General features: G+C 71.6%; 16 protein-coding genes and 2 pseudogenes. 16 read left to right on the top strand and 2 right to left on the bottom strand.

Translation table 11 applies throughout. From position 1 onward, the window contains the following. The first annotated feature begins 2 nt into the window (after positions 1–2). The 3 genes and pseudogenes from rlmN to H7I87_RS01465 all read left to right on the top strand — a co-directional run. Positions 3–1,097, top strand: a complete 1,095-nt coding sequence (gene rlmN, locus H7I87_RS01475) for a dual-specificity RNA methyltransferase RlmN (protein ID WP_023865167.1) — start codon at positions 3–5, stop codon at positions 1,095–1,097. A gap of 130 nt (positions 1,098–1,227) precedes the next feature. Next, positions 1,228–1,731 carry a disulfide bond-forming protein DsbE gene (dsbE, locus tag H7I87_RS01470; protein WP_033711947.1) on the top strand — a complete coding sequence of 168 codons (504 nt, stop codon included), beginning with the start codon at positions 1,228–1,230 and terminating at the stop codon, positions 1,729–1,731. A 40-nt stretch (positions 1,732–1,771) separates the two neighbouring features. Next, a pseudogene (locus tag H7I87_RS01465) lies at positions 1,772–2,581 on the top strand (cytochrome c biogenesis CcdA family protein); the annotation flags it as partial. 9 nt (positions 2,582–2,590) lie between these two features. On the opposite strand, the gene H7I87_RS01460 reads toward H7I87_RS01465, so the two are convergent. Then, on the bottom strand, positions 2,591–2,845 hold the full coding sequence (locus H7I87_RS01460; protein ID WP_016705993.1) for a DUF2631 domain-containing protein: 255 nt from the start codon (positions 2,843–2,845) through the stop codon (positions 2,591–2,593). Between the two features lie 121 nt (positions 2,846–2,966). Between H7I87_RS01460 and dxr the strand changes: the two genes are divergently transcribed. The 13 genes and pseudogenes from dxr to H7I87_RS01395 all read left to right on the top strand — a co-directional run bounded on the left by dxr (position 2,967) and on the right by H7I87_RS01395 (position 17,513). Further along, positions 2,967–4,190, top strand: coding sequence for a 1-deoxy-D-xylulose-5-phosphate reductoisomerase (dxr, locus tag H7I87_RS01455; RefSeq protein WP_011725644.1), 1,224 nt, complete (start codon positions 2,967–2,969; stop codon positions 4,188–4,190). 19 nt (positions 4,191–4,209) lie between these two features. Further along, entirely contained in the window at positions 4,210–5,433 is a 1,224-nt protein-coding gene (locus tag H7I87_RS01450) for a M50 family metallopeptidase (RefSeq protein WP_009978095.1), read from the top strand. Between the two features lie 32 nt (positions 5,434–5,465). Further along, positions 5,466–6,632, top strand: coding sequence for a flavodoxin-dependent (E)-4-hydroxy-3-methylbut-2-enyl-diphosphate synthase (gene ispG / locus H7I87_RS01445; protein ID WP_003875113.1), 1,167 nt, complete (start codon positions 5,466–5,468; stop codon positions 6,630–6,632). Positions 6,633–6,680: 48 nt separating this feature from the next. Then, entirely contained in the window at positions 6,681–7,535 is an 855-nt protein-coding gene (locus H7I87_RS01440) for a GNAT family N-acetyltransferase (RefSeq protein WP_023861092.1), read from the top strand. A 158-nt stretch (positions 7,536–7,693) separates the two neighbouring features. Then, positions 7,694–9,511, top strand: coding sequence for a penicillin-binding transpeptidase domain-containing protein (locus tag H7I87_RS01435; protein ID WP_003878697.1), 1,818 nt, complete (start codon positions 7,694–7,696; stop codon positions 9,509–9,511). A gap of 66 nt (positions 9,512–9,577) precedes the next feature. Then, a pseudogene (locus H7I87_RS01430) lies at positions 9,578–10,144 on the top strand (DUF1707 SHOCT-like domain-containing protein). Positions 10,145–10,175: 31 nt separating this feature from the next. Further along, on the top strand, positions 10,176–11,033 hold the full coding sequence (gene map / locus H7I87_RS01425) for a type I methionyl aminopeptidase (protein WP_009978087.1): 858 nt from the start codon (positions 10,176–10,178) through the stop codon (positions 11,031–11,033). Between the two features lie 4 nt (positions 11,034–11,037). Beyond that, the gene (locus H7I87_RS01420; RefSeq protein ID WP_011725641.1) at positions 11,038–12,531 is read left to right on the top strand and encodes a cobyric acid synthase; all 1,494 of its coding nucleotides are present in this window, start codon (positions 11,038–11,040) and stop codon (positions 12,529–12,531) included. Between the two features lie 129 nt (positions 12,532–12,660). Continuing rightward, positions 12,661–13,212: an alpha/beta hydrolase gene (locus tag H7I87_RS01415; protein ID WP_003875119.1), complete on the top strand. Its 552-nt coding sequence runs from the start codon at positions 12,661–12,663 to the stop codon at positions 13,210–13,212. 12 nt (positions 13,213–13,224) lie between these two features. Then, on the top strand, positions 13,225–14,631 hold the full coding sequence (locus H7I87_RS01410; RefSeq protein ID WP_011725640.1) for a glutamine synthetase family protein: 1,407 nt from the start codon (positions 13,225–13,227) through the stop codon (positions 14,629–14,631). After that, the gene (locus H7I87_RS01405) at positions 14,597–15,376 is read left to right on the top strand and encodes a gamma-glutamyl-gamma-aminobutyrate hydrolase family protein (RefSeq protein ID WP_224112210.1); all 780 of its coding nucleotides are present in this window, start codon (positions 14,597–14,599) and stop codon (positions 15,374–15,376) included. Before H7I87_RS01410 ends, H7I87_RS01405 begins: the two co-directional genes overlap by 35 nt. After that, positions 15,373–16,740: an aldehyde dehydrogenase family protein gene (locus tag H7I87_RS01400; protein WP_033726174.1), complete on the top strand. Its 1,368-nt coding sequence runs from the start codon at positions 15,373–15,375 to the stop codon at positions 16,738–16,740. The genes H7I87_RS01405 and H7I87_RS01400 overlap by 4 nt, the downstream gene beginning before the upstream one ends. Continuing rightward, entirely contained in the window at positions 16,737–17,513 is a 777-nt protein-coding gene (locus H7I87_RS01395) for a 3-oxoacyl-ACP reductase (RefSeq protein WP_011725638.1), read from the top strand. Before H7I87_RS01400 ends, H7I87_RS01395 begins: the two co-directional genes overlap by 4 nt. Here the strand turns inward: H7I87_RS01395 and H7I87_RS01390 are convergent. Beyond that, on the bottom strand, positions 17,510–18,439 hold the full coding sequence (locus H7I87_RS01390; RefSeq protein WP_011725637.1) for a PPE family protein: 930 nt from the start codon (positions 18,437–18,439) through the stop codon (positions 17,510–17,512). The two genes, H7I87_RS01395 and H7I87_RS01390, sit on opposite strands and share 4 nt — an antisense overlap. Positions 18,440–18,481: the final 42 nt, after the last annotated feature.

Here is an 18,481-nt window from a genome sequence, read left to right as displayed (position 1 = left end):
TCATGGTTCAACAACTGGTGTTCTCCGAGCCGCGCCCCGGTAAGCCGCCGCGGCACCTGGCCGATCTCGACGCCGACGGCCGCGCCTCCGCCGTCGCCGAGCTGGGCCTGCCGGCGTTTCGGGCCAAGCAGCTGGCGCATCAGTACTACGGCCGGCTGATCGCCGATCCGCGGCAGATGACCGATCTGCCGGCCGGGCTGCGCGACGCGATCGCCGACACCATGTTCCCGATCCTGCTCACCGCGGCCTCCGAGGTGACCTGCGATGCCGGCCAGACCCGAAAGACGTTGTGGCGGGCCCTGGATGGGGTCACCGTGGAGTCGGTGCTGATGCGCTACCCGCAGCGCAATACGGTGTGCATCTCGTCGCAGGCCGGCTGCGGCATGGCCTGCCCGTTCTGCGCGACCGGCCAGGGCGGGCTGAGCCGCAACCTGTCGACGGCCGAGATCCTCGAGCAGGTGCGCGCCGGCGCGGCGGCGCTGCGCGACGACTTCGGTGACCGCCTGTCCAACGTGGTGTTCATGGGCATGGGGGAGCCGCTGGCCAACTACGCGCGGGTGGTGGCCGCGGTGCGGCGCATCGTCGCCGCGCCGCCGCAGGGTTTCGGCATCTCGGCCCGTTCGGTGACGGTGTCGACGGTGGGGCTGGCGCCGGCGATCCGCAAACTCGCCGACGAACGGCTCGGGGTGACGCTGGCGTTGTCGCTGCACGCCCCCGACGACGAGCTGCGCGACACGCTGGTGCCGGTCAACAACCGGTGGAAGATCGCCGAGGCGCTCGACGCCGCCCGGTATTACGCCGACGTCACCGGCCGTCGGGTGTCGGTGGAGTACGCGTTGATCCGCGATGTCAACGATCAGCCATGGCGCGCCGATCTGTTGGGGCGGCGGCTGCATCGCGCGCTCGGGCCGCTGGTGCACGTGAACCTGATACCGCTCAACCCGACGCCGGGCAGCCAGTGGGACGCCAGTCCCAAGCCGGTCGAGCGGGAGTTCGTCCGGCGGGTGCGCGCCGCCGGGGTGTCCTGCACGGTGCGCGACACCCGCGGCCGCGAGATCAGCGCCGCCTGCGGACAGCTGGCCGCCGAAGGCGGGTAGCTGGAGCGCAGGCGATCGGGCCTGGGCCTGCGGACAGCTGGCCGCCGAAGGCGGGTAGCTGGCCTTCGAGAAGGGATAGCAGGCGGGGCCGGGCGGTGAACCCGGGAGGCGCGCGGTGCGTCTTCAGGGCATGTCCCGTTTGTCATTTGTCTGCAGGCTTTTGGCCGCAACCGCTTTCGCCGTCGCCCTGCTACTCGGGCTGGGCGACGCGCCGCGCGCGGCGGCCACCGACGACCGCCTGCAATTCACCGCGACCACGCTCAGCGGCGCGCCGTTCAACGGCGCCAGTCTGCAGGGCAAGCCCGCCGTGCTGTGGTTCTGGACGCCGTGGTGCCCGTACTGCAACGCCGAGGCCCCGGGCGTGAGCCGGGTGGCCGCCGCCAACCCGGGCGTCACCTTCGTCGGCGTCGCCGCCCACTCCGACGTCGGCGCCATGGCCAACTTCGTCTCCAAATACAACCTGAACTTCACCACGCTCAACGACGCCGACGGAGCGATCTGGGCCCGCTACGGCGTGCCCTGGCAGCCCGCGTACGTGTTCTACCGGGCGGACGGCAGCTCCACCTTCGTCAACAACCCCACCTCGGCGATGCCCCAGGACGAACTGGCCGCCCGGGTGGCGGCGCTGCGCTGACGTGGACCGCGGTCTGGTCGGGCTGGCGGTTGCCGCCGGCATGGTGGCGGCGCTGAACCCGTGCGGGTTCGCGATGCTGCCCGCCTATCTGCTGCTGGTGGTGCGCGGCGCGGGAGCGCGGGCGCCGGGTGTGGCCGCGGCGGGTCGGGCCCTGGCGGCCAGCGCCGGCATGGCGCTCGGCTTCCTGACGGTGTTCGGGCTGTTCGGCGCGCTGACCGTGTCGGCGGCCGGGGCGGTGCAGCGGTGGCTGCCCTACGCCACCGTGGTCGTCGGGGTGCTGCTGGTGGCGCTCGGCGGCTGGCTGCTCGCCGGGCGGTCGCTGTCGGCGCTGACGCCCCGGCCGGTCGGGCCGCTGTGGGCGCCCACCGCGCGGCTCGGCTCGATGTACGGCTACGGCATCAGCTACGCGATCGCCTCGCTGTCCTGCACCGTCGGGCCATTTCTGGCGGTCACCGCGGCCGGCCTGCGCAGTGGCTCGCTGCTGACCGGCGCCGCGGTCTACCTCGGCTACGTCGCGGGCCTGACGCTGGTGGTGGGGGTGCTGGCCGTCGCCGCGGCGACGGCCGGCGCGGCGACGGCCGACCGGCTGCGGCGGATGGTGCCGTTCGTCGACCGGATCAGCGGCGCGGTGCTGGTGCTGGTCGGGCTGTACGTGGCCTATTACGGCGGCTACGAGGTGCGCCTGTTCGGCGCCGGCGGCGACCCGCGGGACGCGGTGATCGGCGCGGCCGGGCGGCTGCAGGGTGCGTTGGCCGGCTGGGTGCATCGGCACGGGCTCTGGCCGTGGGCGCTGGCGCTGCTCGCGCTGGCGGCGGTGCGGTTCGGCCGCGCCCGGCGGCGCGGGCGGCGGGCCGACCGGCTACCTGATCCAGCCGCGGCGGCGGCCCCACAGGTCGCGGATCAGCACCACGAGGACCAGCGTCGCGAATCCGATCAGAAACCAGTTCTCGATGTGGCCGACGTGGTTGCCGCGCAGCATGGCCAGCAGCAGCCCGAAGATGATCAGGCCGACGACGTGCCAGGTCCGGTGGTTGATCCGGCTCCATCCCCACGCCGCCGACGGCACCTCGACGGTGTCGACGCCGGTGAAGTGCTCGACCTCGGTACTGGCCACGGCGAATCCCCTTCGGATCGGATCGGCTTGTCGAACCCAGATTCTGGCACAACGGCCGGCCGGGCTCGCGGGGCACGGCCGCATCATGGCCCGCGCCGGTGGCGGGCGGCACAATGAATGGGTGACCAACCCGACGAGCGACGGGCAGCCGCGCGGCCGCCTGCGCGTACTGGTGCTGGGCAGCACCGGCTCGATCGGCACCCAGGCGCTGCAGGTGATCGCGGCCAACCCGGACCGCTTCGAGGTCGTCGGCCTGGCCGCCGGGGGCGCCAACCTGGACACGCTGCTGCGGCAGCGGGCCGAGACGGGTGTGACCAACGTCGCCGTCGCCGACGAACACGCCGCCCGGCGGGCCGGCGACATCCCGTTCTGCGGGCCCGAGGCGGCGACCCGGCTGGTCGAGGAGACCGAGGCCGACGTCGTGCTCAACGCGCTGGTCGGGGCGCTGGGGCTGCGGCCCACGCTGGCCGCGCTGGAGTCGGGAGCCCGGCTGGCGCTGGCCAACAAGGAGTCGCTGATCGCCGGCGGGCCGCTGGTGCTCGCGGCCGCCGCGCCCGGGCAGATCGTGCCGGTCGACTCCGAGCATTCCGCGCTGGCCCAGTGCCTGCGCGGCGGCACCGGCGACGAGGTCGCCAAGCTGGTGCTGACCGCCTCCGGCGGCCCGTTCCGCGGCTGGACGGCCGAGGAGCTCGAGCACGTCACGCCCGAGCAGGCGGGCGCCCACCCGACCTGGTCGATGGGGCCGATGAACACGCTGAACTCGGCGTCGCTGGTCAACAAGGGCCTGGAGCTCATCGAAACCCACCTGCTGTTCGGCATCCCGTATGACCGCATCGAGGTGGTCGTGCACCCGCAGTCGATCGTTCATTCGATGGTCACCTTCGTCGACGGCTCCACCCTGGCCCAGGCCAGCCCGCCGGACATGCGGCTGCCGATCTCGCTGGCCCTGGGCTGGCCGCACCGGGTGCCCGGGGCGGCCGCCTGCTGCGACTTCTCCACCGCGTCGAGCTGGGAATTCGAGCCGCTGGACAACGAGGTCTTCCCCGCCGTCGAGCTGGCCCGCCACGCCGGGCAGGCCGGCGGCTGCATGACCGCGATCTACAACGCCGCCAACGAGGAGGCGGCCGCGGCGTTCCTGGCCGGACGGGTCTCCTTCGGCGCCATCGTCGAAACCATCGCCGACGTGCTGCACGCGGCCGACCAATGGGCGCCCAAATTCAGCGAAACACCCGCTAACGTGGATGACGTACTAGACGCGCAGCGCTGGGCACGGCAGCAGGCGCAGCGTGCCGTCGCACAGGCACGGCCCGCCACGGTGTCAGCGAAAACCCCCGGAGTGGTGTGAGAAAGGTCCTCGCAGCCTAATGATGTTCGTCATCGGCATTGTGCTGTTCGCACTGGCCATCCTGATCTCGGTGGCCCTGCACGAGTGCGGGCACATGTGGGTGGCGCGCGCCACCGGCATGAAGGTGCGCCGCTATTTCGTCGGCTTCGGCCCCACGCTGTGGTCGACGCGGCGCGGCGAGACCGAATACGGCCTCAAAGCCGTTCCGCTGGGCGGTTTCTGCGACATCGCCGGGATGACCTCGGTGGAGGAGCTGGCGCCCGACGAAGCCGACCGGGCCATGTTCAAGCAGGCCACCTGGAAACGGGTCGCGGTGCTGTTCGCCGGCCCCGGCGCGAACTTCGTCATCTGCCTGGTGCTGCTCTACGCCATCGCCCTGATCTGGGGACTGCCCAACCTGCACCCGCCGACCAAGGCGATCGTCGGCGAAACCGCTTGTGTGGCACCGGAAGTGGCGCCGGGCAAGCTCGCCGACTGCACCGGGCCCGGTCCGGCGGCGCTGGCCGGGATCCGCCCCGGCGACGTCATCGTCAAGGTGGGCGACACCCCGGTGTCGACGTTCGACGACATGGCCGCCGCCATCCGCAAGGTGCACGGCAACGTCCCGATCGTCGTCGACCGGGACGGCACCGCCATCACCGCCTACGTCGACGTCACACCCACCCAGCGCTACCTGAGCGGCGGGTCCGGCCCGCAGGGCGCCCCGCCGCAACCCTCGACTGTCGGCGCCATCGGCGTCGGCGCGGTCAAGGTCGCGCCCGCCCACTACGGCGTGTTCTCCGCGATCCCGGCCAGCGTGGTGTTCGCCGGCGACCTGACCGTCGAGGTGGGCAAGGCGCTGGTCACCATCCCCACCAAGGTGGGGGCGCTGGTGCACGCCATCGGCGGTGGCCAGCGCGACCCGCAGACCCCGATGAGCGTGGTCGGGGCCAGCATCATCGGCGGCGACACCGTCGACCACGGGCTGTGGGTGGCGTTCTGGTTCTTTTTGGCCCAGCTGAACCTCATCCTGGGCGCGATCAACCTGGTGCCGCTGCTGCCCTTCGACGGCGGGCACATCGCCATCGCGGTGTTCGAGAAGGTCCGCAACCTGATCCGGTCGGCCCGCGGCATGGTCGCCGCGGCGCCGGTGAACTACCTCAAACTCATGCCGGCGACCTACGTCGTGCTGGTGTTCGTGGTGGGCTACATGTTGCTGACGGTGACCGCGGACCTGGTCAACCCGATCAGGCTCTTCCAGTAATCGACTCCGGTAATCGACGTGAAGGAACGAACGTGACGACAGGCCTGGGCATGCCGCAGACCCCGGCGCCCACGCTTGCGCCCCGGCGCCGCACGCGCCAACTGATGGTGCGCGACGTCGGGGTCGGCAGCGACTATCCGATCTCGGTGCAGTCGATGTGCACCACCAAGACCCACGACGTGAACTCGACGCTGCAGCAGATCGCCGAGCTGACCGCGGCCGGCTGCGACATCGTCCGGGTGGCCTGCCCGCGCCAGGAGGACGCCGACGCGCTGGCCGAGATCGCCCGGCACAGCCAGATCCCGGTGATCGCCGACATCCACTTCCAGCCCAAGTACATCTTCGCGGCCATCGACGCCGGCTGCGCCGCGGTGCGGGTGAACCCCGGCAACATCAAGGAATTCGACGGCCGGGTGGGCGAGGTCGCCAAAGCCGCTGCGGCAGCGGGCATTCCGATCCGCATCGGCGTCAACGCGGGCTCGCTGGACAAGCGGTTCATGGCCAAGTACGGCAAGGCCACCCCCGAGGCGCTGGTCGAGTCCGCGCTGTGGGAGGCCTCGCTGTTCGAGGAGCACGGCTTTTCCGACATCAAGATCAGCGTCAAGCACAACGACCCCGTGGTGATGGTGGCCGCCTACGAGCAACTCGCCGAGCAGTGCGACTACCCGCTGCACCTGGGCGTCACCGAGGCCGGGCCCGCGTTTCAGGGCACCATCAAGTCCGCGGTCGCATTCGGTGCGCTGCTGTCGCGCGGTATCGGCGACACCATCCGGGTGTCGCTGTCGGCGCCGCCGGTCGAGGAGGTCAAGGTCGGCATCCAGATCCTGGAGTCGCTGAACCTGCGGCCGCGTTCGCTCGAGATCGTGTCCTGCCCGTCGTGCGGGCGCGCCCAGGTCGACGTCTACACGCTGGCCAACGAGGTCAGCGCCGGCCTGGACGGCCTGGACGTGCCGCTGCGGGTCGCGGTGATGGGCTGCGTGGTCAACGGGCCGGGCGAGGCCCGCGAGGCCGACCTGGGCGTCGCGTCGGGAAATGGCAAGGGGCAGATCTTCGTTCGCGGCGAGGTGATCAAGACGGTGCCCGAATCCCAGATCGTGGAGACGCTGATCGAAGAGGCCATGCGCATCGCCGCGCAGATGAACAGTGAGGGCGGGCCGGAGGCAACATCCAGCGGTTCACCGGTTGTCACCGTAAGCTGATAAGGGCCAGCGTCGGTCCACGAGTTTGCAGCACAGAGAGTTCGCAGCATGTCGGCTCCACCCCTGTTCCGCCTTGTCGGCGAGCGACGGGTGTCCGTGGTGCGCGACGCGGCCGCGGTGTGGCGGGTGCTCGACGACGATCCGGTCGCCTCGTGCATGGTGGCGGCCCGGGTGGCCGACCACGGTATCGACCCCAACGCGATCGGCGGCGAACTGTGGACGCTGCGCGGCGCCGACGAGTCGCTGTGCTTCGCCGGCGCCAACCTGGTCCCGCTGCGCGGCGCGCCGGGTGATTTGACCGCGTTCGCCGACGAGGCCATGCGCGGGGCGCGGCGCTGCTCGTCGCTGGTGGGCCGCGCCGACCTGGTGATGCCGATGTGGGAGCGGCTGGAAGCGGCCTGGGGCCCGGCCCGTGACGTGCGGGACCGCCAGCCGCTGCTGGCGCTGTCCAGCTATCCCAGCTGCGACATCGACACCGCGGTGCGCCAGGTCCGGCCCGAGGAGCTGGACGCCTATCTGGTGGCCGCCGTCGACATGTTCATCGGCGAGGTCGGCGTGGATCCGCGCATCGGCGACGGCGGCCGCGGCTACCGCCGGCGGGTGGCCAGCCTGATCACCGCCGGGCGTGCCTGGGCGCGGTTCGAGCACGGCCAGGTGGTGTTCAAGGCCGAGGTCGGCTCGCAGTCGCCGGGGGTGGGCCAGATCCAGGGGGTGTGGGTGCACCCGGAGTGGCGCGGCCTGGGCCTGGGCACCGCCGGCACCGCGACGGTGGCCGCGGTGATCGTCGGCAGCGGGCGCACCGCCAGCCTCTACGTCAACGACTTCAACACCGTCGCGCGCGCCGCCTACGCCCGCGTCGGCTTCGCCGAGATCGGCACCTTCGCCACGGTCCTGCTCGACTGATGGACCCCGGGCCGAAGTCACGCTGGCGTGACGCTCGGCGATCATCGCCACGCTGGCGTGACGTTCGGCGGACGAGATAGTCCGCAATCGGCACATCACGATCCGGTCTCGGTGTGTCGACGCCGCTGTTCAGGCCGCAGTTCTTAACATCAGCACCGATGGTAACTACAAGAACAGTGGCCACATCCGCCTCGGGCTTGCTGCTGGTCGCGGTGATCGCCCTGTCCGGATGCACACCGCGGCCCGACGGGCCCGGACCGGCCGCGGAGAAGTTCTTCCGCGCCCTGGCCGTCGGAGACACCGCGACGGCCGCCCAGCTCAGCGACAACCCCAACGAGGCCCGCGAAGCCCTCAACGCGGCCTGGTCGGGTCTGCAGGCCAGCCACCTGGACGCGCAGATCCTCAACGCCAAGTACGCCGAGGACACCGGCACGGTCGGCTATCGCTTCACCTGGCACCTGCCCAAGAACCGCACCTGGACCTACGACGGCCAGCTGAAGATGGCGCGCGACGAGGGCCGCTGGGAGGTGCGCTGGACCACCACCGCGCTGCACGCCAAGCTCGGCGAGCACCAGACCTTCGCGTTGCGCGCGGACCGGCCGCGCCGCGCCTCGGTCAACGAACTCGGCGGCAGCGACGTGCTGGTGCCGGGCTACCTGTACCACTACACGCTGGACGCCACCCAGGCCGGCAACGGCGCCGCGCTGTTCGGCACCGCGCACGCGGTGGTCGACGTGCTGCGCCCGTTCAACGGCGCGCTCGCCGACCCGCAGCTGCTCGCCGAGCAGGCCAGCTCGTCGACCCAGCCGGTGGACCTGGTCACGCTGCACCCCGACGACAACGACAAGGTCTTCCCGGCCATCGGCAGGCTGCCCGGCATCGTGGTCACCCCGCAGCCCGAAATGCTGCCCACCGACCCGCATTTCGCGCCGGCCGTCGTCGCCGCGGTGAAGAAGGCGGTGATCGACCAGCTCGACGGCCAGGCGGGCTGGCGGGTGGTCAGCGTCAACCAGAACGGTGTCGAGGTGGAGGTGCTGCACGAGGTGGAGGGGTCGCCGGCGCCGTCGGTGTCGCTCACCATCGACCGGGCGGTGCAGAACGCGGCCCAGCACGCGGTGGACACCCGCGGCGGCAAGGCGATGATCGTGGTGATCAAGCCGTCGACCGGGGAGATCCTGGCGATCGCGCAGAACGGCGGCGCCGACGCCGACGGCCTGCCGGCCACCAACGGGCTCTTCCCGCCCGGGTCGACGTTCAAGATGATCACCGCCGGCGCGGCCGTCGACCGCGACATGGCCACCCCCAACACCATGCTGGGCTGCCCCGGCCATCTCGACATCGGGCATCGCACCATCCCCAACTACGGCGGCTTCGATCTGGGCGTGGTGCCGATGTCGCGGGCGTTCGCCAGCTCCTGCAACACCACCTTCGCCGAGCTCAGCAGCAAGATGCCGCCGCGCGGCCTGACCCAGGCGGCCACCCGGTACGGCATCGGCCTCGACTACCAGATCGACGGCATCACCACGGTCACCGGCTCGGTGCCGCCGACCGTGGACCTGGCCGAGCGCACCGAGGACGGCTTCGGCCAGGGCAAGGTGCTGGCCAGCCCGTTCGGCATGGCGCTGGTGGCCGCGACGGTGGCCGCCGGCAAGACGCCGGTGCCGCAGCTGATCGTGGGCCGGCAGACCGCGGTCCAGGGCGACACCACCCCGATCAGCCCGAAGATGGTCGACGCGCTGCGGCCGATGATGCGGCTGGTGGTCACCAACGGGACCGCCAAGGAGATCGCCGGCTGCGGCGCGGTGTACGGCAAGACCGGTGAGGCCGAGTTCCCCGGCGGGTCGCACTCGTGGTTCGCCGGCTACCGCGGCGACCTGGCCTTCGCGGCGCTGATCGTCGGGGGCGGCAGCTCGGAATACGCGGTCCGGATGACCAAGGTGATGTTCGAGTCGCTGCCGCCGGACTTTTTGGCCTGACCAACACGCCCGCTCACAGGGCGCATGCGGCGGTAAATTGCAAGCGTGGGCGAGTCCGGGGAAGAGATGGTCGCGCTACGGGTCTCCGACGCCGACCGCAACGGCACCATGCGCCGGCTGCACAACGCGGTCGCGCTGGGGCTGATCGACATCGACGAATTCGAGCAGCGCTCGTCGCAGGTCTCCTATGCGCGCACCCGCGGCGAGCTGGACGGCCTGGTCGGCGACCTGCCCGGGCCGGGCGCCATCGTCACCTCCGCGGCCGACCGGGTGGAACTGCGCGGCTGGGCGGGTTCGCTCAAGCGGCACGGCGAGTGAACGGTGCCCACCCGGCTGGCGCTGGTGCGCCGGCTGGGCTCGGTGGAACTTGACCTCACCCGCGCCCGGTTCGCCGGCCCGGTGGTGGTGATCGAACTGGACATGCGGTTCGGCTCGGTGCAGATCCGGTTGCCCGACGGCGCCAGCGCCTCCATCGACGACGTCGAGGTGTATGTGGGCAGCGCCGTCGACCGCCGCAAGGACGCGCCCGGTGAGGGCCGCCCGCACGTCGTGCTGACCGGGCGGGTGGTGTGCGGCTCGGTGGTCATCCGGGGACCCCGCCGCTCGCTGCTGCGCCGGCGGTTGAGCGGCTGAGCCCGGTCGGGGCGCGGTTAAGCTAGCTACCATGCCCGCTCGCACCGCGCTGTCCCCCGGAGAGTTGTCGCCGACTCTGCCGGTGCCCGCCCGCATTCCGCGCCCGGAATACGTGGGCAAGCCCACCGCCCGGGAGGGCAGCGAGCCGTGGGTGCAAACCCCCGAGGTGATCGAGAAGATGCGGGTCGCCGGGCGGATCGCGGCCGGCGCGCTGGTGGAGGCGGGCAAGGCCGTCGCGCCCGGGGTGACCACCGACGAACTGGACCGGATCGCCCACGAGTACATGATCGACCACGGCGCCTACCCGTCCACGCTGGGCTACAAGGGCTATCCGAAGTCGTGCTGCACGTCGCTGAACGAGGTGATCTGCCACGGCATCCCGGACTCGACGGTGATCGAGGACGGCGACATCGTCAACATCGACGTCACCGCCTACATCGACGGCGTGCACGGCGACACCAACGCCACCTTCCTGGCCGGCGACGTCGCCGAGGAGCACCGGCTGCTCGTCGAGCGCACCCGGGAGGCGACCATGCGCGCCATCAACGCCGTCAAGCCCGGGCGCGCCCTGTCGGTCATCGGCCGCGTCATCGAATCGTATGCAAATCGGTTCGGCTACAACGTGGTTCGCGACTTCACCGGGCACGGTATCGGCACCACCTTCCACAACGGCCTGGTCGTCTTGCACTACGACCAGCCGTCGGTGTCGACCATTATGCAGCCGGGCATGACGTTCACCATCGAACCGATGATCAACCTCGGCGGCCTGGACTACGAGATCTGGGACGACGGCTGGACGGTGGTCACCAAGGACCGCAAGTGGACCGCCCAGTTCGAACACACCCTGCTGGTCACCGACACCGGCGTGGAAATCCTGACGCTGCCGTGAGCCGGTGAGCGGAGCCCTGCTGGTCGCCGGCACCAGCTCCGACGCCGGGAAGTCGGTGGTGGTGGCCGGCCTGTGCCGGTTGCTGGCCCGCCGCGGGGTGCGGGTGGCGCCGTTCAAGGCGCAGAACATGTCCAACAACTCGGCGGTCACCGTCGAGGGTGGGGAAATCGGCCGCGCCCAGGCGATTCAGGCCCGCGCGGCGGGCCTGGAACCCAGCGTGCGGTTCAACCCGGTCCTGCTCAAACCTGGCAGCGACCGCACCTCGCAGCTGGTGATCAAGGGCCAAGTGGCCGAATCGGTCACCGCGACAAGCTATGTGCAGCACCGCGACCGGCTCGCCGCCCTCGTTCTGAACGAATTGACTTGCCTGCGTGACGAATTCGATGCGGTGATCTGCGAGGGGGCGGGTTCGCCGGCCGAAATCAACCTGCGTGCAACGGATCTGGCCAATATGGGCCTGGCCAGGGCCGCCGATCTCGCGGTGATCCTGGTCGGCGACATCGACCGCGGCGGTCTGCTGGCGCACCTGTTCGGCACGGTCGCGGTGCTCGATCCGCAAGATCAGGCGCTGATCGCCGGGTTCGTCGTCAACAAATTCCGCGGCGACCCCGCGCTGCTGCAGCCCGGATTGCGCCGCCTGCACGACATCACGGGCCGGCCCACCTACGGTGTGCTCCCGTACGCCGACGGGCTGTGGCTGGACGCCGAGGACTCGCTGTCGGTGCTGGCGCACCGCGTCGTCGGCGCGCCCGACCCGCCGCTGGGCGACGACTGGCTGCGGGTGGCCGCCGTCCGGCTGCCCCGGATCTCCAACTCCACCGACGTCGAAGCGCTGGCCTGCGAACCCGGGGTGCTGGTGCGCTGGGTCAGCGAACCGTCCGACGTCGCCGACGCCGACCTGGTCGTCATCCCGGGCAGCAAGGCCACCGTCGCCGACCTGTCCTGGGTGCGCGAGCGCGGACTGGCCGACGCGATCACCGCGCACGCCGCCGCCGGCAGGCCGGTGCTGGGCATCTGCGGGGGATTTCAGATGCTGTGCCGGCGCATCGACGACCGGGTGGAATCCGGCGCCGGCGAGGTGGCCGGGCTGGGTCTGCTGGACGCCGACATCGCCTTTCATCCCACCAAGACGTTGCGCCGCTGGCAGCGGCCGCTGGCCGGCTACGAGATCCACCACGGGCGGGTCTCCCGCTGCGCCGAGCACAGCTGGTTCGACTCGGACGCCGAGCCGCAGGGTCTGGTGCGCGGCGCGGTGTTCGGGACGCACTGGCACGGCCTGCTCGACAACGACGACTTCCGGCGCGCCTGGCTCGTCCGGGTCGCCGAAGCGGCCGGCCGGCGCTTCGTGCCCGGCGACACCGACGTCGCCGCGCGGCGCGACGCCCAACTCGATCTGGCCGCCGACCTGCTGGCGGCCCACCTCGACGTCGACGCCGTGCTCGGGCTGCTGGACGGTCCGCCGCCGCGGCCGCGGCTGGCAACTCGGTTGTGCCGGTAGGGAATTCGCGCACCCCGACGGTGAACGCCGTTGTTGACGACGCGGTCAAAAATCCGCGCCCGCGTATCGGATGCTCGAGAAGCGTCGCGCACACAGGCCGTTTGGCTGTAGCGTGCTTGGGTGTCCTCGATGATGACCACCCTGGACGGGTTCGGTGTCCCGGTCGTTGTGGCCGGTCCGGAGAACGGCGTCGTCGTCGTCATCCTCGGTGACGAGGATCGCGCGCCCGCGGCCTACGACGCGGTCTGCGAACGGCTGCACACCGCGTCGCTGCGCACGGTGGTGATCGGCTTCGATCCGCGGCTCACCCCCAAATCGGTGATCGGCATCCTCGACGCGCTGGGCATCGGCTGGGCCGTCGTGATGGGTGACCGCGCCGGCGGCGAACTCGCCTGGGAACTGACGGCGACCCGGCTGGGCCGGTTCGTCGGCCTGGTGGTGATCGACCGCGGGCACCCGCGGGCCGCCGACCGCGACGGCGCCATCCGCGACGGGCACTGCCCGCCGGTGGAGATCGGCACCACGGTGTTGGTCAGCTCGCCGGCCGCCCGGGCGGTGGCCCAAGCCAGCCAGCAGTACGTCTACGCCGACTACCGGGTGGTGCACCTGGGGCGGCGCACGGTGCAGGAGTCGACGGCGCAACTGGCCGCCGAGATCATTCTGCGCACCAGCACCTGGTAGCCCGCGACGGTCATGGCCAGTGAAGACAGCGCGCTGACCGGTTCCGATACCGCGATGCTCTCGCTCGCCGCGCTGGACCGACTGGTGGCCGCCGGCGCGCCGGAAACGCGGGTGGACACCGTCATCGTGGCCTTCCCCGACATGCAGGGCCGGCTGGTCGGCAAGCGGATGGACGCGCGGCTGTTCGTCGACGAGGCGGCCGCCACCGGGGTCGAGTGTTGCGGCTACCTGCTGGCCGTCGACGTCGACATGAACACCGTGGGCGGCTATGCGATCTCGGGCTGGGACACCGGGTTCGGCGACCTGGTGATGCGCCCGGACCTGTCCACCCTGCGCCGCATTCCCTGGCTGCCCGGGACGGCGCTGGTGATCGCCGACGTGGTGGGGGCCGACGGCAGCCCGGTCGCGGTGTCGCCGCGGGCCGTGCTGCGCCGCCAGCTCGACCGGCTGGCCGGGCGGGGGCTGTTCGCCGACGCCGCGACGGAGCTGGAATTCATGGTGTTCGACGAGCCGTACCGCCAGGCGTGGGCCAGCGGCTACCGCGGGCTGACCCCGGCCAGTGACTACAACATCGACTACGCGATCTCGGCGTCGTCGCGCATGGAGCCGCTGCTGCGCGACATCCGGCGCGGAATGGCCGGTGCGGGACTGCGATTCGAGTCCGTGAAGGGCGAATGCAACCGCGGCCAGCAGGAGATCGGCTTCCGCTACGACGAGGCGCTGCGGACCTGCGACAACCACGTCATCTACAAGAACGGGGCCAAGGAGATCGCCGATCAGCACGGCAAGAGCCTGACATTCATGGCGAAATACGATGAGCGCGAAGGCAACAGCTGCCACGTTCACCTTTCGCTGCGCGACGCCCAGGGCGGGGCGGCGTTCGCCGACCCCAGCCGCCCGCACGGCATGTCGACGATGTTCTGCAGCTTCCTGGCCGGCCTGCTGGCCACCATGGCAGACTTCACGCTGTTCTACGCGCCGAACATCAACTCCTACAAGCGATTCGCCGATGAGAGTTTCGCGCCCACCGCGCTGGCCTGGGGATTGGACAACCGCACCTGCGCGCTGCGGGTGGTCGGCCACGGCGCGCACACCCGCGTCGAGTGCCGGGTTCCCGGCGGCGACGTCAACCCGTATCTGGCGGTGGCGGCGATCGTCGCCGGCGGGCTGTACGGTATCGAGCAGGGCCTGGCGCTGCCGGAACCCTGCGCGGGCAACGCCTACCGCGCCCGCGGCGTCGGCCGGCTGCCGGCCACCCTGGCCGAGGCGGCGGCGCTGTTCGAGCACTCGGCGCTGGCGCGGCAGGTGTTCGGCGACGACGTCGTCGCGCACTACCTGAACAACGCCCGGGTCGAGCTGGCGGCGTTTCACGCCGCGGTCACCGATTGGGAGAGGATGCGTGGTTTTGAACGGCTCTGAGCCCCTCGGGGGCGATCCGCCGCGGCGGCCGGTGGTGGGCCTGACGGCGTATCTGGAACGGGTGCAGACCGGGATCTGGGACATCCCCGCCGGGTACCTGCCCGCCGACTACTTCGAGGGCGTCACCCGGGCCGGGGGGATCGCCGTGCTGCTGCCGCCGCAGCCGGTGGACACCGGGATCGTCGGCTCGCTGCTGGACGGCCTGCACGCCCTGGTGATCACCGGCGGTTACGACCTCGACCCCGCCGGCTACGGCCAGCGGCCGCACCCGAGCACCGATGCACCCCGAACCGACCGCGACGCTTGGGAATTCGCGCTGCTGCGGGGCGCACTGCAGCGCGGGCTGCCGGTGCTGGGCATCTGCCGCGGCGCGCAGGTGCTCAACGTCGCGTTCGGCGGCACCCTGCACCAGCACCTGCCCGACGTGCTCGGCCACGGCGGGCACCGGGCCGGCAACGGGGTGTTCAGCACGCTGCCGGTGCGCACCGTCGCGGGCACCCGGCTGGCCGCGCTGCTGGGCGAGACCGTCGATGCGCCGTGCTATCACCATCAGGCGATCGACAAGCTGGGCGACGGGCTGGTGGTCAGCGCGTGGGATCCCGACGGTGTGGTGGAGGCGGTGGAGCTGCCCGGTGACGCGTTTGTGCTTGCCGTGCAATGGCATCCGGAACAGTCCCTGCACGACCTGCGGCTGTTCACCGCGATCGTGGACGCCGCCCGGTCGTACGCGGGGGTCGCCCGTTGAACACCGCGCGACTGATCAACCCGGCCACCGAGGAGGTGCTGGGATCGGTCGAGTACGCCGACGCCGCCGCCGTCGACGACGCGGTGGACCGGGCGCGGGCGGCCCAGCGGCGGTGGGCCCGGCTCGCCCCGGCCGACCGGGCCGCCGGGCTGCGGGCCTTCGCCGCCGCCGTCGACGCCCACCGCGACGAACTGGCCGCCCTCGAGGTCGCCAACTCCGGGCACCCCATCGCCTCGGCCGAGTGGGAGGCCGGCCAGGTCCGCGACGTGCTGACGTTCTACGCGGGCAGCCCGGAACGCTTGTCCGGCAAGCAGATTCCCGTCGCCGGCGGGCTGGACGTGACGTTCCACGAGCCGCTCGGCGTGGTCGGTGTGATCACCCCGTGGAACTTCCCGATGCCGATTGCGTCCTGGGGCATCGCGCCCGCGCTGGCCGCCGGCAACGCCGTGCTGGTCAAACCCGCCGAGCCGACGCCGCTGACCACCATCCGGCTCGCCGAGCTGGCGGTGCAGGCCGGGCTGGACCGCGACCTGCTGCAGGTGCTGCCCGGACCGGGGACGGTGGTCGGGGAGCGGTTCGTCACGCACCCCGACGTTCGCAAGATCGTGTTCACCGGCTCCACCGAGGTCGGCAAGAAGGTACTGGCCGGCGCGGCCGCCCAGGTGAAGCGGGTGACCCTGGAGCTGGGCGGCAAGAGCGCCAACATCGTGTTCGCCGACTGCGATCTGCAGCGGGCCGCCGCGACCGCGCCGGCCGGGGTGTTCGACAACGCCGGGCAGGACTGCTGCGCCCGCAGCCGAATCCTGGTGCAGCGCACTGTCTTTGATCGGTTCATGGAGCTGCTCGAGCCCGCCGTCACAGGCATCGTGGTCGGCGATCCGGCGTCCCGCGACACCCAGATGGGGCCGCTGGTGTCGGCCGCGCACCGCGCCAAGGTGGCGTCCTACGTGCCCGACGGAGCCCCGGTCGCCTTTCGCGGCACCGCGCCGACGGGGCCTGGATTCTGGTTTCCCCCAACGGTTCTGACCCCGTCCCGCACCGACCGCTGCGTCACCGAGGAGATCTTCGGCCCGGTGGTCACGGTGCTGGCCTTCGACGACGAGCAGGACGCCGTCGCGCTGGCCAACGACACCAGCTACGGCCTGTCCGGGTCGATCTGGACCAACGATCTGTCCCGGGCGCTGCGGGTGTCCCGGGCGGTGGAAGCCGGGAACCTGTCGGTGAATTCGCATTCGTCGGTTCGCTACCACACCCCGTTCGGCGGGTTCAAACAGTCGGGGCTGGGCCGCGAACTGGGACCGGACGCCCCGGCGCAGTTCACCGAGACCAAGAACGTTTTCATCGCGATCGACGAGGAGCCGTGATGGACCTGACGCAACGGTTGGCGGGCCGGGTGGCGGTCATCACCGGCGCCGGCGGCGGGATCGGGCTGGCCGCGGCGCGCCGGATGCACGCCGAAGGCGCCACCATCGTGGTGGCCGACATCGACGCCGACGCCGGGGCGGCGGCCGCCGACGAACTGTCCGGCCTGTTCGTGCCGACCGACGTCGCCGACGAGGACGCGGTCAACGCGCTGTTCGACACTGCGGTGCGCCGCTACGGGCGCATCGACATCGCGTTCAACAACGCCGGCATCTCACCCCCCGACGACGACGTCATCGAGAACACCGAACCGCCGGCCTGGCAACGCGTCCAGGACGTCAACCTGAAGTCGGTGTATCTGTGCTGCCGGGCGGCGTTGCGGCACATGGTTTCCGCGCGACGCGGGTCGATCATCAACACGGCGTCGTTCGTCGCGGTGATGGGCTCGGCGACGTCGCAGATCTCCTACACCGCCGCCAAGGGCGGGGTGCTGGCCTTGTCGCGGGAACTCGGGGTGCAGTTCGCCCGGCAGGGCATCCGGGTGAACGCGCTGTGCCCCGGGCCGGTCAACACCCCGCTGCTGCAGGAGCTGTTCGCCAAAGACCCGCAGCGCGCCGCCCGCCGGCTGGTGCACGTGCCGGTCGGCCGCTTCGCCGAACCTGGCGAAATCGCCGCTGCGGCAGCATTTTTGGCCAGCGATGACGCGTCCTTCATCACCGCGTCCACGTTCTTGGTCGACGGCGGCATCAGCGCGGCGTACGTGACCCCGCTCTAACCACCGGACTCGCCGGCCGCGTGCGGGCCCGCCGGCTCGCCGGGCGGCACCAGCCGGATGTGCTCGCCCGCCCGGTCCGGGCGCGGCTGCCGCGCCAAGGGGGCGAGCGCGGCCGCGCCCCGCGGCGCCGACAGCACGCCGACCGTCATCGCGCGACCGACGACCGCGCACACCCGGGGCGCGGCGGCCGGTCCGGGGAACAGCGTCTGCAGCGCCGCCGCCTTGTTCATCGAATTGAGGTGGCCGATCGCCAGATCCGAGGGCGCGGTCAGCGAATTCAGTTTCGACAGTGCCGGCGTGACGGGGGACATGGCCGCGTCCAGCGTGCGCAGCGGCGCCGCCGACAGCTGCTCCAGGGCGTCGGGAATGGCCGCCATCACCTGGCCGCCGGCCGAGATCAGCTCGGGTGCGGCGGTCAACGCCCAGCTTCGGGTCGCCGCCCCGCAGTCTCCCGGCGGCGCGGTGAACGGGGTCAGCGTCACCGCGGCGGCCGAGGCGTCGGCGTAGGCGTACATGGCGGCGGCGTTGCGCGCCCACATCCGCTCGTAGGCGGTGTCCACCTCGGCGATCGCCGGGCTGTGCTGGCCCAGGCAGTTCGCCGACACCAGCGCCAGCCGGTGGGTGCGGTTGCCGGCGATCACCGGCGGGGGCACCATCGCCGCGCAGGCCGACCGGTGCGCGTCGGCGGCCGCGGTGAGCCCCTCGGCGGCCTGCTCGCCGCGCGCGGCGTTGCCGTCCAGCCAGTCGATGTAGCGGGCGGCCGCGTCGCCCAGGGCGGCGGTCGCCGCCCGGTAGCTGGTCGCGACGGCGCGCAGTTGACGGGCCAGCCCGTCCCACGCCGCGGCGGCCCGGATCAGCGATCCGGCGCCCGGGCCCGAATGCATCAGCCCGGTGCTGACTTCCGGGGGAAGCGTTGCGAAATCCATTACGGCCACTGCCTGACTGCGCCGGTGTGAGCGGTACCCGAA

Origin of the sequence: Mycobacterium timonense (assembly GCF_025821985.1) — a bacterium.
Lineage (GTDB): Bacteria > Actinomycetota > Actinomycetes > Mycobacteriales > Mycobacteriaceae > Mycobacterium > Mycobacterium avium.
The sequence above is the reverse complement of the archived record's forward strand: the minus strand, read 5'-3'. Positions and strand labels throughout refer to the sequence as shown.

Bases quoted from the DNA above. Each gene is read 5' to 3' on its own strand.
- rlmN (WP_023865167.1), top strand. From the start codon at position 3: ATGGTTCAACAACTGGTGTTCTCCGAGCCGCGCCCCGGTAAGCCGCCG.
- dsbE (WP_033711947.1), top strand. From the start codon at position 1,228: ATGTCCCGTTTGTCATTTGTCTGCAGGCTTTTGGCCGCAACCGCTTTC.
- H7I87_RS01450 (WP_009978095.1), top strand. From the start codon at position 4,210: ATGATGTTCGTCATCGGCATTGTGCTGTTCGCACTGGCCATCCTGATC.
- H7I87_RS01440 (WP_023861092.1), top strand. From the start codon at position 6,681: ATGTCGGCTCCACCCCTGTTCCGCCTTGTCGGCGAGCGACGGGTGTCC.
- H7I87_RS01435 (WP_003878697.1), top strand. From the start codon at position 7,694: ATGGTAACTACAAGAACAGTGGCCACATCCGCCTCGGGCTTGCTGCTG.
- map (WP_009978087.1), top strand. From the start codon at position 10,176: ATGCCCGCTCGCACCGCGCTGTCCCCCGGAGAGTTGTCGCCGACTCTG.
- H7I87_RS01415 (WP_003875119.1), top strand. From the start codon at position 12,661: ATGATGACCACCCTGGACGGGTTCGGTGTCCCGGTCGTTGTGGCCGGT.
- H7I87_RS01410 (WP_011725640.1), top strand. From the start codon at position 13,225: ATGGCCAGTGAAGACAGCGCGCTGACCGGTTCCGATACCGCGATGCTC.
- H7I87_RS01390 (WP_011725637.1), bottom strand. From the start codon at position 18,439: ATGGATTTCGCAACGCTTCCCCCGGAAGTCAGCACCGGGCTGATGCAT.